The 13383-nt window shown below is 33.0% G+C and carries 11 protein-coding genes; 3 read left to right on the top strand and 8 right to left on the bottom strand.

Features of this window, described 5'->3' with window-relative positions:
- Positions 1 to 155: 155 nt before the first annotated feature.
- From ACXGQW_RS09400 to serB, 3 genes are all read right to left on the bottom strand, one after another.
- Positions 156 to 2993, bottom strand: coding sequence for a hypothetical protein (locus tag ACXGQW_RS09400; RefSeq protein ID WP_457822256.1), 2838 nt, complete (start codon positions 2991 to 2993; stop codon positions 156 to 158).
- A 160-nt stretch (positions 2994 to 3153) separates the two neighbouring features.
- The gene (locus ACXGQW_RS09405) at positions 3154 to 3330 is read right to left on the bottom strand and encodes a hypothetical protein (RefSeq protein ID WP_457822258.1); all 177 of its coding nucleotides are present in this window, start codon (positions 3328 to 3330) and stop codon (positions 3154 to 3156) included.
- A gap of 615 nt (positions 3331 to 3945) precedes the next feature.
- Positions 3946 to 5175, bottom strand: coding sequence for a phosphoserine phosphatase SerB (gene serB / locus ACXGQW_RS09410; RefSeq protein ID WP_457822260.1), 1230 nt, complete (start codon positions 5173 to 5175; stop codon positions 3946 to 3948).
- Between the two features lie 261 nt (positions 5176 to 5436).
- Here serB and ACXGQW_RS09415 point away from each other — a divergent pair, with 261 nt between their 5' ends.
- Both ACXGQW_RS09415 and ACXGQW_RS09420 read left to right on the top strand, forming a co-directional pair.
- Positions 5437 to 5817 (top strand): rhodanese-like domain-containing protein, encoded by a 381-nt coding sequence (locus ACXGQW_RS09415; protein ID WP_457822262.1) that lies wholly within the window; start codon positions 5437 to 5439, stop codon positions 5815 to 5817.
- 84 nt (positions 5818 to 5901) lie between these two features.
- The gene (locus tag ACXGQW_RS09420) at positions 5902 to 6486 is read left to right on the top strand and encodes a methyltransferase domain-containing protein (RefSeq protein WP_457822264.1); all 585 of its coding nucleotides are present in this window, start codon (positions 5902 to 5904) and stop codon (positions 6484 to 6486) included.
- Between the two features lie 91 nt (positions 6487 to 6577).
- On the opposite strand, the gene ACXGQW_RS09425 is transcribed toward ACXGQW_RS09420, so the two are convergent.
- The 3 genes from ACXGQW_RS09425 to ACXGQW_RS09435 all read right to left on the bottom strand — a co-directional run bounded on the left by ACXGQW_RS09425 (position 6578) and on the right by ACXGQW_RS09435 (position 10295).
- Complete coding sequence (locus ACXGQW_RS09425; RefSeq protein WP_457822266.1) at positions 6578 to 8260, bottom strand: pseudouridine synthase; 1683 nt, start codon at positions 8258 to 8260, stop codon at positions 6578 to 6580.
- 38 nt (positions 8261 to 8298) lie between these two features.
- A complete protein-coding gene (locus ACXGQW_RS09430) occupies positions 8299 to 9153 on the bottom strand; it encodes a sterol desaturase family protein (protein ID WP_457822268.1) in 855 nt (284 codons plus the stop codon).
- 257 nt (positions 9154 to 9410) lie between these two features.
- Entirely contained in the window at positions 9411 to 10295 is an 885-nt protein-coding gene (locus ACXGQW_RS09435) for an alpha/beta hydrolase (RefSeq protein WP_457822270.1), read from the bottom strand.
- Between the two features lie 420 nt (positions 10296 to 10715).
- Here ACXGQW_RS09435 and fsa point away from each other — a divergent pair, with 420 nt between their 5' ends.
- A complete protein-coding gene (gene fsa / locus ACXGQW_RS09440; RefSeq protein ID WP_457822272.1) occupies positions 10716 to 11366 on the top strand; it encodes a fructose-6-phosphate aldolase in 651 nt (216 codons plus the stop codon).
- Between the two features lie 111 nt (positions 11367 to 11477).
- Here fsa and rlmF read toward each other — a convergent pair whose 3' ends face one another.
- The gene (gene rlmF / locus ACXGQW_RS09445; RefSeq protein WP_457822274.1) at positions 11478 to 12323 is read right to left on the bottom strand and encodes a 23S rRNA (adenine(1618)-N(6))-methyltransferase RlmF; all 846 of its coding nucleotides are present in this window, start codon (positions 12321 to 12323) and stop codon (positions 11478 to 11480) included.
- 45 nt (positions 12324 to 12368) lie between these two features.
- On the bottom strand, positions 12369 to 13283 hold the full coding sequence (locus ACXGQW_RS09450; RefSeq protein ID WP_457822276.1) for an alpha/beta hydrolase: 915 nt from the start codon (positions 13281 to 13283) through the stop codon (positions 12369 to 12371).
- Between the last annotated feature and the right edge of the window lie 100 nt (positions 13284 to 13383).

Raw genomic sequence — 13383 nt, forward strand, 5'->3', positions numbered from 1 at the left:
GTTTTTTTGAATTTATAGGGAACTTTGCAAATAACTAATTTGTTCAATTGTCAATTCCCAAACTCAGTTTCTAAAATCTTAAGTCTTTGACTCAAAAAAAAAGGGTCTTTTCGTTTATGAAAAGACCCTTTTTCGTTTTTTTTAGGTAGATAAAATTAAAGAGGCTTTTCAATTTTTATATCGATAAACCTAAATAAACCTGTAGCTACATCAACTGTTACATTTTTAGGGTTGGTGATATCAAACTTCTTACCATCGATAATATCTTTCATTTCTTTAGGAACGACAGCGTTAAATTTAATCGTAGCTTTTTTATCGCTAGGGTTTAAATAACCACCATCAATAATGGTTAATCTTAAGTTAGTTGGGCTAGTTTGAGCCAACACCCACGCAACATCACCTATAACGGTTATCGGTAGTTTTTCTGCTCCTTTTTTAATATCCTTTTCTATTGTTTTGTAGTAGGTATCAGCCTTGTAAGTTTCTTTACCATCTGCAGAGTAATAGTTTTTTCCGTCGGTAATATATTCTTTTAAAATACCTTTATAAATAGGGTGTAAGTGGTCTTCTAATTTCCCTCTCTTTACATTTTGCTTCGCAAAAACGCCTTGTTGTGGAGGTGTAATTAATACCAATCCGTTAGGATAGTTAGGTAAGTAATTTTGTCTTCTTTCCTTTACATTTCCTGCATAAGTAGAAAAGTCCCAAGGAGTATTTTTAGCTCCAGGCCAAGTCGCATTTTGACGACTGAAAACGAACTTGTTGTTTTCTAAATGTTCTTTATTGTAAAAAACAGACCATTTCAATGCACTAGACTCGGTCATGTAATCGTGGTCAGGAGTTTTCATACTTAAATGAACAGGGGAGTAGCTTAGAATTTCGTTAGGTTTAGGAACGTATAAAGCTCCTTTACCGATTAGTTCCCATAAAAAGCTCATATATCTTTGGTCTACTCCGAAGTTGTTAATATAAGTGGCTCCACTTGCAATGTGATAAATAATATGTCTTAAAAAGTGGTTAGGTAGCCTTTGGTGACTAAATTGTCTAGATCTATCGTAACTTGGGTTATCGGGAACAGCTCTGGTTCCCCAGTTATTAAAAGCACCACTTGCCCAAATTCCAGAACGAGCAGCAATACTAATATCCATTGCTTTATCCGTTGTTTCTTCCATAGAAGGTACAAAAACATCAGCATAATTACCGTTCATTGCTTTGTCCCACATTGGTAAGTAAATATTTCCTTGCCAAAAGTTGTGTTTGGTTCTTACAAAAATGTTTGCGTTTTTCCCTTTGGCATAATCAGCTAAAGGATAAAATAAATCGTTCATTACCCATTCAAAATCTTTTGTATGATCTTCTAACTCAGGGTAAATTAAAACTGTTTTTTTCCCGTTGGCTTTATCAATTATTTTTTTAGTGGTCTCTAGTTGAAACATGTAAGGATCATTACCGTGACCTCCCCAATAAGCAATACCTGGTTTTCCTGAGTACCATTTGGTAATGTGATTTACGGCTTCCTTTTGTGTAGCTTCATACTTTTTTCTTCGATCTCTCTTATTACGATATTTTTCATTTTGCATGTTAGATCTATCCCAATCTTCAGCAAATCTTAAGTGACCACCTCCTAAAAATATTGGAGAATCGTATTTTTTGTTTGCTTTTTTTGCTACACTTGCCACAAAACTATCATTCAAGTTCTCCGTCATCATATAAACAGGTAATTGAGGTCTTTGATTTTTAGGAGCGTTGTATTTTTTTAATAAATCTCTATAAGAATCAGTATTTTGTAGTATAGTAGCTATTTTACCTTTAGGCTCTAAATCTTCGTATGCCGATTTCCAGTTGCTGCTTTCAGTGTCAATAATATGTATACTACTACCACCGCTTTGAGAACTAGCAAAAATAAGCTTGTTACCATCTTTCCAAATATCGTGGTAAGAATATTTAGTTTTGATGAGTTCCTCTTTACTTTTAAAGTTAGGATCTGTGATAACGATTTTATCACCTATTAACATTAAAATTTTATTCTCACCGTTGGTGTCAATTAGTTCAGGTTGTAAAACAGAATAACCAAAACCTAGTCTAGATTTGATTTTGTGTAAATTCCAATCACTTTTACTTTCCCCTGTGTTAAGATCAAACTTTGTAACGTTTGCCGAACCATGATGACCTGAAAAACCTAAGTAAACCTCGTCGACATCATCATCATTAGTATCAGCAATTCTCATTTCACCTAAAGGGCTTTTAGCTGCTACTTCAATACTGTTGTAAGGCTTGTTTGTACATGCATTAAATAAATACAATACACCAGTTCCTTGCATATGATTGTTAGACCCATGCACAACAAGAATTTCTGTTTTTTTATCTTTTTTTGCAGTTCGTATAAAATTAGCATAGTGCAAGTTATTATACGGTCTGTTTTCTCTACCCCAAGCTTTGTTAATACTGTAACTAGATGATGGTATTTCTGTAATCTTTCTACCCTCAGCCGTTAAATAATAAATGTTCAAATCTAGCCCACCACAAACTACATATTTGATGTTGTTTTTTTCTATGGCACATATGCTATACATAGGAACTTCGTTAGGCTGAAATTGCCACTTAGTTTTACCCGTATGATCTATACAATAAGCACTTCCGTCTGCATTGGCAGCAAGTATTTCATCATAACCGTCGTTATCAATATCTCTACACCAAATATCGTGATTCATCAATCCGGATAATTTATTTTCCCAAGCAATCTCACCATTATCGTCAATAGCAATAATAGTCCCTTCGTATGAGCTTCCTATGATGTAATTTTTGCTTCTGAATTTGGCTGTTCTAACTTTTAAAATAGTTTTGTAAGTATCAATACTAATGATAGGATTGTGACTAGCATTATTGTTTTCTGATTTTTCTACACTTGAACTATAAATTGTTTGTGATAAACAAATAAAAAGGCATGATAAACTAAAAGACAGTTTTTTAATAAATACAAATTGTTTGAGCATTCTATTATTTTTTAAAAGATAATTTTATCTATTGATTCGAATGCAAATTTATTCTTTATTAATTATATCTACCCTTTTTATATTAAATATATGTATCAATAAGTGGTATTTTTATACTGATAAGATAAAAATTGGACTAAAAAACAAAAGGATTGCTAAATTAGCAATCCTTTTTTGTTGATTTTATATTTTCAATTTTCTGTTGATGGTACAACTTTCCAGTATCTCTGTTGTAATCTGTATCCTGAAAAATACCACAAGAGGTGTTAGCTCTAACTAACGATTTTTGATTTTGTAACTTTGAGAGCGCTTCGATATCTTTTGATAAAAATTTCATTGTATACAATTTATTAATTCTGTCTCTACTTATAAATAAACTTTACACAAATTTAAATAATTTATGTTAAGATACTCTTTTCATTTTTTCAGCACCTTTAATTAGTAACTCTGTATACTCCTCTTCCTTAATAACACTATTCGTAGTGTGATGTATTAGTGATTTATTTTTAGAGGTACTTCCGATTTCTTCGATATTTCTATTTAAATAATTCATAACGATATTCTTTTAAGTGTGTAATAAAAATTTGGTGGATGATCTATTTTAGCGTTTCTGCAGAAAACTTGTATTGATAGAATTATGACTGCGAAATGTATGATGTATAATATAATAATTGGCTAATAATTTTTGATTAGCAGTTTTACTAAACTCTTGAATGTTTTGATTTAAATACTTCATAATTCCCATTTTTTTTGTTTTTAATAATATTCCATGTAGTAAAGATAAAAATCAGTGACAGTGTACGAGCTGTGTTATCGCAGTTAAGATGCATCTTTTTCTCAAGCCTAATCAAATCAACAAACTGTTTTTTAGCAGTGTAAATGGTGGTTTCGTAAAAATAAAAAAGCCTCTAAATGTAATATTTAGAGGCCTTATCTTGGAAAAATGATTTTTTTACATCAAATCAATATGTCTATCATGGTATCCAAGTAAATACAAAACACCATCCAATCCTAAGCTAGAAATAGAACTCTCAGCACTCTCTTTTACTTTAGGTTTTGCATGAAATGCAATTCCTAAGCCCGCTAAGTTTAACATTGGTAAATCGTTAGCCCCATCACCCACAGCAATGGTTTGATTGATGTGAATTCCTTCTTTTTCAGCAATGGCTTTCAAAAATTCCGCTTTCTTTTTACCATCTACAATCTCACCAACATAGCCACCAGTTAGAGCACCATCTTTAATTTCTAATTCATTGGCATGTACATAATCAATACTCAATTCTTTTTGTAGGTAATGTGCAAAGTAGGTAAAACCACCAGATAAAATAGCAGTTTTAAATCCATAATATTTTAAAGCTTTAAACAAACGTCTAGCTCCTTTAGTAATCGGTAAATTCACGGCCACTTCGCGTAAAACTTCTTCACTCAAGCCTTCTAACATGGCCATACGTTTTTTAAAACTAGTATTAAAGTCTATTTCACCACGCATTGCAGATTCTGTAATGGCAGATACTTGCTCTCCAACCCCTGCCAGCTCAGCAAGTTTATCAATTACTTCTGCTTGTATTAATGTAGAATCCATGTCAAAACAAACCAAACGTCTGTTTCTTCTGTAAATATTGTCTTCCTGGAAAGACAAATCTACATTCAAGTCTCTAGAAATATCCATAAATTTAGAAGTCATGGCTTCTTTGTTCTTCACGTCTCCTCTAACAGACAATTGAATACAAGAACGAGGGTGCTCATCGTTATGCATTAAAGACGTACGACCAGTCAAACGCTTTATAGCATCAATATTTAAGCCTTCTTCAGCCATTACTTTAGTTACAGCAGAAACTTGTTCTGCAGCTAAAGTTTCTCCTAAAATAGTTACAATATATCTAGGTTTTCCTTGAGCTTTTACCCAGTTCTCATAATCATCAATAGAAATCGGAATAAATTTAACTTTGATATCCAGCTCGTAAGCTTTAAATAACAAGTCTTTTAAAACGGGACCAGAATCGTCTCCAGCAGGAACTTCAAACAATATACCTAATGATAAAGTGTCGTGAATATCTGCTTGACCGATATCTAATATATTGGCATCATACTGAGCCAGTACAGAGGTTAAACCAGAAGTTACTCCCGGCTTATCTTGTCCTGAAACCTTTAATAAAATGACTTCTTTTTGTGCGTTTGCCATGCGAAAATGGAATTTATTTTAAAAGTGTAAAAATGCCCATTATTAGCGATATAAACAAAGTAATCGTTCACAAATTTTTAGGGTTGATTTTGGTTCGTTTTCTCGAAGAAATAGGCTCAAAATTTGAGGTTTATTCTAGTGTTTGATTAAGCTTAATTAGATGGCAGATTTTTGCTATGTGTGGAAACAATTACAAGATGGATAAATAAATTAACATTAAATATTACTAGTTTTGTTTGTATCAAAATCTAAAGAACAAATATGAAAATATTTTATACACTTTTGGTAGGGTTTATTTTGAACCTCAGTTGTCAAAACGTAAATGCGGATCAACTTAAAAAAGATAGAATGAAAGTTGTGGCTTTTAAAGAAGCTATAGCTCATGAGGATATACAGCTGATAGACGTAAGAACCCTAAATGAATTTAATTCGGGTCATATAAAAAATGCTGTGCTTATGGATGTGATGCAAAAAGACAATTTTAAGAAAGAAATAGAAAAGCTGGATGTGTCTAAACCTACCTATATTTATTGTAGATCAGGTGTGAGGAGTTTAACTGCCTTAAAAATAATGAAAGAAAAAGGGTTTAAGGTTGTTTACGATTTGGAGGGAGGATATGTAAGCTGGTTAAAAAACAATTAACGCACACAAACATAAAAACAGCATAGCTAGTATACGCTAAAACTTAAGATTATCATAGGTCTAGTTATTAGAAAGAACAAAATAATGATAGATAAATTAGATGCCCAATATTGGAATAATAGGTATTTGGAACAGTCCCATAGATGGGATCTGGGAGCAATTTCTTTGCCTTTGAAAACCTATATAAATCAGTTAGAAGATAAAGAAATAAAAATTTTAATCCCTGGTGGAGGAAATTCTTACGAAGCAGAATATTTGTTTAACCGAGGTTTTAAAAACGTTTATGTAGTAGATTTAGCAGAAGAACCGCTCAGAAACATCCAACAAAGAGTATCAGCGTTTCCTAAGGAACAACTAATTCATGGAGATTTTTTTGAATTGAATCAAACGTTTGATTTGGTATTAGAACAAACTTTTTTTTGTGCTTTGAATCCGAATTTAAGAGAAGCTTATTTATCTAAGATGAAAGAAATGATAAGACCTAATGGAAAACTAGTGGGGTTGTTTTTTGATGCAGCTTTAAACGACGACAAACCTCCGTTTGGTGGAAGCAAGCTAGTGTATCAACAAAAGTTTGGTACCTATTTCATTATTCAAAAAATAGAAACATGTTACAATTCACATTCTACGAGGCAGGGTAGAGAGTTGTTTGTGATATTAACAAATTGATGTTATGTTTTGCCAAGCATAACAAACTAAGTGATATAGTTTTTAAATGATAACATTGTATGGTCAGTCGGGCAACAATACTTAATTTATTTTAAAATTCCGGAGCAGTAGATATAGTGAATTCCTTTTTTCGGGTTGGATGGAAAAAGCTAATAGATTCTGCATGTAAGCAAAGTCTTTGATCTTTTTTACCATACAAATCATCACCCACAATAGGTGTGTCTAAACCTAACTGATGAGATGCATGTACTCTTAACTGATGTGTTCTTCCGGTGATGGGATAAAAGTAAACTTTGGTTTTATTGTTTTTTTGCTCGATCATCTCCCATCGAGTTCTGGCAGATTTTCCGTGTTCAAAACATACCAATTGTCTAGGCCTATCATCAATATCTAATCTCAATGGCAAGTCTATGTAGGAATCCTGTCTATTAGGAACACCGTCTAACAAAGCCACATACCTCTTTTTAACTTCTCTTTTAATAAACTGACGTTGCAATTTCTCGTGGATTTCTTTGGTTTTGGCAATGAGCATCAAACCAGAGGTTGACATATCTAAGCGATGTACAATGAGTGGACCAGTAGCTTTTGGGTATTTCTGCTTGATTCTTAAATAAACCGAATCATCTATCGTTTTGCCAGGTACTGATAAAAATTCCGCAGGTTTGTTAATGACCACCAACGAATCATCTTCGTAAACAATCGTAATTTCTTTACCAACAGCAGGGTTTTTGAGTAGTGGATTTTCATCCATTTCAATACCTTGTAGCATATGACCTAAAATAGGTTTGCACTTTCCTTGGCAGGCAGGGTAAAATTGTCCGTGTTTTCTAATTTCAGATTTAGGACTATCTCCCCACCAAAATTCAGCCATACTTACAGGAGTTAAGTTATTTGCAAATGCATACTGTAAAAGTTTTGGAGCAGCACATTCGCCAGCTCCGGCTGGAGGGATTTCATAGATGCCACTTTTGAAAATATCAAGTAAGTTTTTAGTCTCGCCGTACTTGTTTAAAAATTGATATTGTTTAAATAAATATTGTTGTAAAGCTTTAGATTTTTGTTTTCTTTTCGTTTTTAGGTTCTCTATTTTTTGTTGATGAGGTTCAATTGCCAAGTGTATGGCATCAATACGATTTTCCCATTCCTGAGATAGTTTTTTTAAGGCAACTTTAGATAGTACGCTCTGGTGAGCTAATTTTTCTATAAGGGCAGAAAATTGAGTTTCGTTCAATGTTTCTTTTGCTTGTTTTCGTTGTTGCTTACGTAATTTTCTGTCTTCAATAATTTGTAACCTCAACGCATCTATTTCTGTTATAGAAATTTGTTTAAACTCATCTAATTGCCTTGTGTTGTTGATAAAAGTGTCGTCGTTTTCAAGAACTTCGATTGATAAGTTAAGTTGATTAAGCACTGTTTCTTCCTGTAAAAAATAGCTATCTCTGGTGAGCATATCAAAAACAGGTGGAACAAAATAAGGATGGTCATTACTACCCGCTAATTTGCCAGAAAAAGCGCTTAAAAACCCAATTCTATTTTGTTGATTTTTTACCACTAAAACCCCAAACATTTTACCGATAGCTTTCTCGTTCAAAACATTGTTTTGAGTAAAAGGATGTGTCCAGTCTGTTTGCTCCGTAAGATGTTTTTGAACTTGTTGCGAAGCTATATCGCACAAAGGATGCGTTTCGTAATAAAAAGGAAAGGTAAACTTTTTAGGTAAAGCAATATCAGTTATATCTCGATCAAAAAAATGAAGATGTTTTATGCTGGGCATTCAAAATTTTTTAGATGGCAAAGATACAGATTGATCCTTTATTTAAACCCCACCCATAATTGTTTCCAAAAAGAATTGGGAATTTTACGATCACCCTTAAATCCAATTTCCAAATTTTTATCGGGTTTAGGTAAATAATGAGTGTTAAAAATATAATCCCACAAACTTAGGCTAATTCCAAAATTGACTCCCGTTTTTTTGTTTTGTGGAAGCGTGAAAGCATGATGATATAAGTGCATCACCGGATTATTAAAAATATACTTTAAAGGACCCCATGTTATATTTAAGTTGGCATGGTTGATATGTCCGATAACAATAGCAAAAAAATGAACGATATAGGCTTGCTCTGGCTCAAAACCACCTAACAACATAATCGCTAAAGTTTTTAAAGGTTTGTATAATATGTTTTCCATCCAATGATAGCGCAGATGCGCAGCAAAACCCATTTCTTTTACGCTATGATGTACTTGGTGAAACTTCCATAAAAAATCAAAACGGTGTAGCATTCTATGCGTAAACCATTGAAAAAAATCGCTGAGAACAAAAAAAACAGCTAATTGACTGAATGGACTTAGTTCGCTAATATCAATAAAAGCAAAAGAAGACTTGCTCAATCCAACATATTGACTTAAAAATAATATCAACTCATAAAACCCACTAATTAAAATAGAAAACAGAAAAAAGTTAAAAAACATATAAAATACATCCAACCAGAAATCTTTTCTAAAAATAGATTGTTGTTTTCTCCAAGGAAACAAAATTTCTAATCCCCAAATGACGATGGATATAACAACAAGTCCCCAAAAATAATTTTGAAACCATGGGGTTTTAAATGCAATCATAGAAATAATCCACCGAGAAGTGTCAAGTGTACTATTTATAAATATTTCCATAACGGTATTTATCATGTTCTAATAGGTTGCAAGACTAACCTTGTCATTGTTTTTAATATGTCGTTCAAATACAACAAAACTTAAATTTAATCTAGGTTTTGCAAATATTAGAGCAAATAAAGCCCTGGTAATTATTCAAGCTCAACTCACTTGGTAACACCAATCTAGTTACAAGTTACTAGTCTACTTACTTTACAGTTATATTTTAATGGGCTAAAAAAATTACTTTTTTGATAGTTGTGATTAGTGATTTTGTCTTAGATTTTTATGGGATTGACAAACCCTTCAGAGATAGCCCAGTCGTAAAAAATATTTATCCATTTATCAGAGGGCAAATTCTGTGTTTTCATTCCAAATCCGTGTCTACCTTTAGCAAACAAATGTATAGATGCATTCAAATTATTTTCTTTCCAAGATTTGTAAAGTTCAACGTTACCCAAAGCCAAGTTTAACTGATCGTCAGAAGCACAGAAAACAATCATCGGAGGAGCATCAGCCTTAGGTTTTTGTACAGGATATTTGCTCACCCAAGGATATACAGGTACAATAAAATCAGGTCTGTTTTTTTCTGTGTAATGGTAAGCCACGCCCATGGTAACAGAACCACCTGCAGAAAAGCCCATAAATCCAATTTTATTGGGGTTTATTTCGTGTTTATCGGCATTACTTCTCATATAATCAACCGCATTTAAGGCATCTTGAATGGAGTAGGGGATTAGCTGGCTAACCTGTTTTTGTAATAACGTTTTGTCCTTTCGTTGTAATTGTTGTCTCTCAATAATACCGTCTTTGGTGTAAGTAGGGATGAGTCTATACTTTAAAACTACGGCTGTGATTCCTTTATTGTTTAACCATTCAGCTACTTTTCTACCTTCGTTTACAATACTCAAAGCATATAAAGCCCCCCCTGGTGCAATAATTACGGTGGTACCATTGTTTAATTCTTTCTTAGGTTGATAGATTTCTATGGTGGGTTTAGAAACGTTGGTGATCAAATGTGATTTCCATCGTTCAGAGAAATACTCATTTTCGCCACCTTTCCAAGTAAAACCTTCTGCTTTGTCACAAGGCAATTTTACTGTTTTCTGGGCAGAAACGAATAGTGTACTCAATAGGCAGATTATAAAAACTAGTTTTTTCATCAATTTAAATTTAAGTTAAATGTCGAAGACTTGAAAATTATTATGTATCAGAACCAAATTTATAGAGTTTAACTGATTTACAGTTAACATTCTCCTGTTTTTTAGTAGTAACGGCTAAAGCATATAGGCAGTTTTAAAAATGTCAGTAGTTTTTTGTATTAAGTAGCGTAAAGTAGCTACGTTTAATGTTGCTATTTTGTTATTAATAATTGGTTTTTTCTGTGCTGTTGCCTAGAGCTACAAAATCTTAAGAAATTTACGAGTCATTTAACAATATATTTCTATTTTGGTGATACGGATTATTTTGCTTTATTGCAGTAGTTTTTGCAACAGTGGTAATGGTCATTACAATAGATAGTCGCAAAAATAACAATAGACTCTTGAGTCCAAATAAAGTATAAACTAAATAAGTTAAAAAAAATGAAGTTTTTTATTGATACTGCAAATCTTAGTCAAATTAAAGAAGCGCAAGATTTAGGAGTCTTAGATGGCGTTACCACAAACCCATCGCTGATGGCGAAAGAAGGAATTTCTGGTGCTGAAAATATTTTACAACACTATAGAGATATTTGTGATGCTGTTGATGGAGACGTCAGCGCAGAGGTACTCTCTACTAATTTTGATGGCATGGTAAAGGAAGGAGAAGCTTTAGCAGCTTTAAACCCACAAATTGTAGTGAAATTACCGATGATTAAAGACGGGATTAAGGCTTGTAGATATTTTTCAAACAAAGGAATTAAAACTAACGTGACCTTGGTGTTTTCTGTAGGACAAGCTATTTTAGCGGCCAAAGCAGGGGCCACATACGTATCTCCTTTTATTGGTCGTTTAGATGATATTTCTACAGACGGATTGCATTTGATACAAGAAATTAGAGAAGTTTATGATAATTATGGTTTTGCAACAGAAATTTTAGCAGCTTCTGTGAGGCACACCATGCATATTGTAGATTGTGCTAAAATTGGTGCAGATGTAATGACAGGGCCTTTGACAGCTATTGAAGGTTTGCTGAGACATCCGTTAACGGATATAGGTTTGGCCAAATTTGTAGAGGATGCCAAAAGTTTGTAATAAAATTAACATACTTATAAAAAACTCACTCCCCTCAGGAGTGAGTTTTTTGTTAAATATCTAGTTTGCGGACAACTGGTCATCCATTAGGTAAGTGTATTTTTTTGAGTGCTAAAATCTCCAAGCGATAAACCTACTTTTTTTATTTCCTTGTTCCATGTCTATCACTTTAACTTCGGTAGGATTGGTCTTATTAATCGCTCTTTTAATATTCTTTAAATTTTCTTTTTGAGAAACTAGAGAAGTAAACCAACGAGCTTGTTTTTTAAATAGTGCACTTTCTTCTGCCATTTTTTTTATAAAAGCTTCCTCACCTCCTTTGTACCACAATTCGTTAGATTTTCCTCCAAAGTTTAAAGTCTCCTCAGTATCAAGCTTTAAATTTTGAACCTTGCGTTTGTTTTTTTGTGCAGCATCAAATGCGTTTTTAAAAAAAGGAGGATTACAAACAACAACATCAAAAAAGTCGTTAGGTTGAATAATATTTTTTAAAATGGCATTCTTAAATTGTTGAGGTCTCAAATCAATCACCTTCATCAAATTATTTTGCTTAATGATGTTTAGAGCGTTTTTAAGAGACTCTTTATCTACTTCGCTAGCCACACAAGTCCAATTAAAGTGCTTTACGGCCAAAAGCGGATAAATTAAATTAGCACCTGTACCAATATCTAGTAGTTTGATGTTTTCTTTCGGCTCTAGCAAATCATTTACGTGTAATAAATAGTCTAGTCGACCAGGAATAGGAGGGCACAGATTTTTTTCAGGAATCTCCCAAAATAGCAGTTGGTAATGATGTACTAACAATGCTTTGTTCAATTCCTTTACCGCTTCTTTGTCCCCATATTTTATGGTTTTTGTACCGTATTCATTGGTGTGAACATAGGATTTTAACTTGGAGTTTGCTTTGATCAACTCATTAAAATCATAGTTCGCTTTAAAAGGGTTGTTTGAGTGCATTTGGTTTGATAGTATATGCACAAATATAAAAGATTCACAGTTAGATCAGTCTAGACAACTCTTTAAAAAAGCTGTAATGGATGGAGTAATAATAGTTTCACCTTTTTTACCAACAGCATCATTAATTCCTGAATGGTTGTAAGCACGACCATCAACTAGTTTAGTTGACACACCGGTTTTCATTAGCTCGTTAGCAAAAGCCTCTGTTTTTGTTTTTCTGTCGATGTCTTCATTGCTGTAACACATCCAAAATTTGGGGTAATCGGCAGAACTGTCAATATTTAAAATAGGAGATGCTTGCTCTTGCATACTTTCGTCACTTCCAAACGCATTGATAAAAAGATTAGATTTGTTTTCTTTGATGAGGTCAACAACATGGTACGCTCTAGTATCAATAACGACTACACCCTTGATGATATTGATATTTAACTGTTTTTCAGATAAAAAACTTTGATTAGTTGCAGTTAAAGCAACTAAATGTGCCCCTGCACTATGACCCATTAAAGCAATTTTGTCAGGGTTTCCTCCGTAGCTTTCTATGTTGAGATAGACCCAAGAAATTGCACTAGCAACGTCTTGGTTATGTTGAGGATACTTAACTCTATTGTCTTGATTAATTTGAGCTGGAAAAGGGCTTAACCTATAATTAATACTAACAAAGACATAGTTCAAACTTTCAAACAGGTTTACTTTGTTATTGATTTGATTGGCTTTATCTCCTAAAGCCCACGCTCCTCCATGTACATATATAACTACAGGTTTTTTAGTATCAATGTTACTTTGATAATAAACATCCAAGCTTAAACGGTTAGGGTTTGTTCGCTCAATAGTATCGTAAACAACCGTTTGTTTTTTAAATGCTACTTCATTGTCTACGTTTTCTGATTCAGCTATATTATTCTCCGTATTTTGACAACATACTACAAATGGAAAAATGAAAATTGATAATAGGTATTTCATAAACGAAGTATTTGACGAAAAATTAAATCTACAGAAAGGAATATATAGTATTAGATACTCATTTTAACAAAAAGTTTAAATTGTATGTAGAACCTCGGCG

The organism is Wenyingzhuangia sp. IMCC45533 (assembly GCF_054111225.1).

Bases quoted from the DNA above. Each gene is read 5' to 3' on its own strand.
- rlmF (WP_457822274.1), bottom strand. From the start codon at position 12,323: ATGCACTCAAACAACCCTTTTAAAGCGAACTATGATTTTAATGAGTTG.
- ACXGQW_RS09450 (WP_457822276.1), bottom strand. From the start codon at position 13,283: ATGAAATACCTATTATCAATTTTCATTTTTCCATTTGTAGTATGTTGT.
- ACXGQW_RS09425 (WP_457822266.1), bottom strand. From the start codon at position 8,260: ATGCCCAGCATAAAACATCTTCATTTTTTTGATCGAGATATAACTGAT.
- ACXGQW_RS09420 (WP_457822264.1), top strand. From the start codon at position 5,902: ATGATAGATAAATTAGATGCCCAATATTGGAATAATAGGTATTTGGAA.
- serB (WP_457822260.1), bottom strand. From the start codon at position 5,175: ATGGCAAACGCACAAAAAGAAGTCATTTTATTAAAGGTTTCAGGACAA.
- ACXGQW_RS09405 (WP_457822258.1), bottom strand. From the start codon at position 3,330: ATGAAATTTTTATCAAAAGATATCGAAGCGCTCTCAAAGTTACAAAAT.
- ACXGQW_RS09435 (WP_457822270.1), bottom strand. From the start codon at position 10,295: ATGAAAAAACTAGTTTTTATAATCTGCCTATTGAGTACACTATTCGTT.
- fsa (WP_457822272.1), top strand. From the start codon at position 10,716: ATGAAGTTTTTTATTGATACTGCAAATCTTAGTCAAATTAAAGAAGCG.
- ACXGQW_RS09400 (WP_457822256.1), bottom strand. From the start codon at position 2,993: ATGCTCAAACAATTTGTATTTATTAAAAAACTGTCTTTTAGTTTATCA.
- ACXGQW_RS09430 (WP_457822268.1), bottom strand. From the start codon at position 9,153: ATGGAAATATTTATAAATAGTACACTTGACACTTCTCGGTGGATTATT.
- ACXGQW_RS09415 (WP_457822262.1), top strand. From the start codon at position 5,437: ATGAAAATATTTTATACACTTTTGGTAGGGTTTATTTTGAACCTCAGT.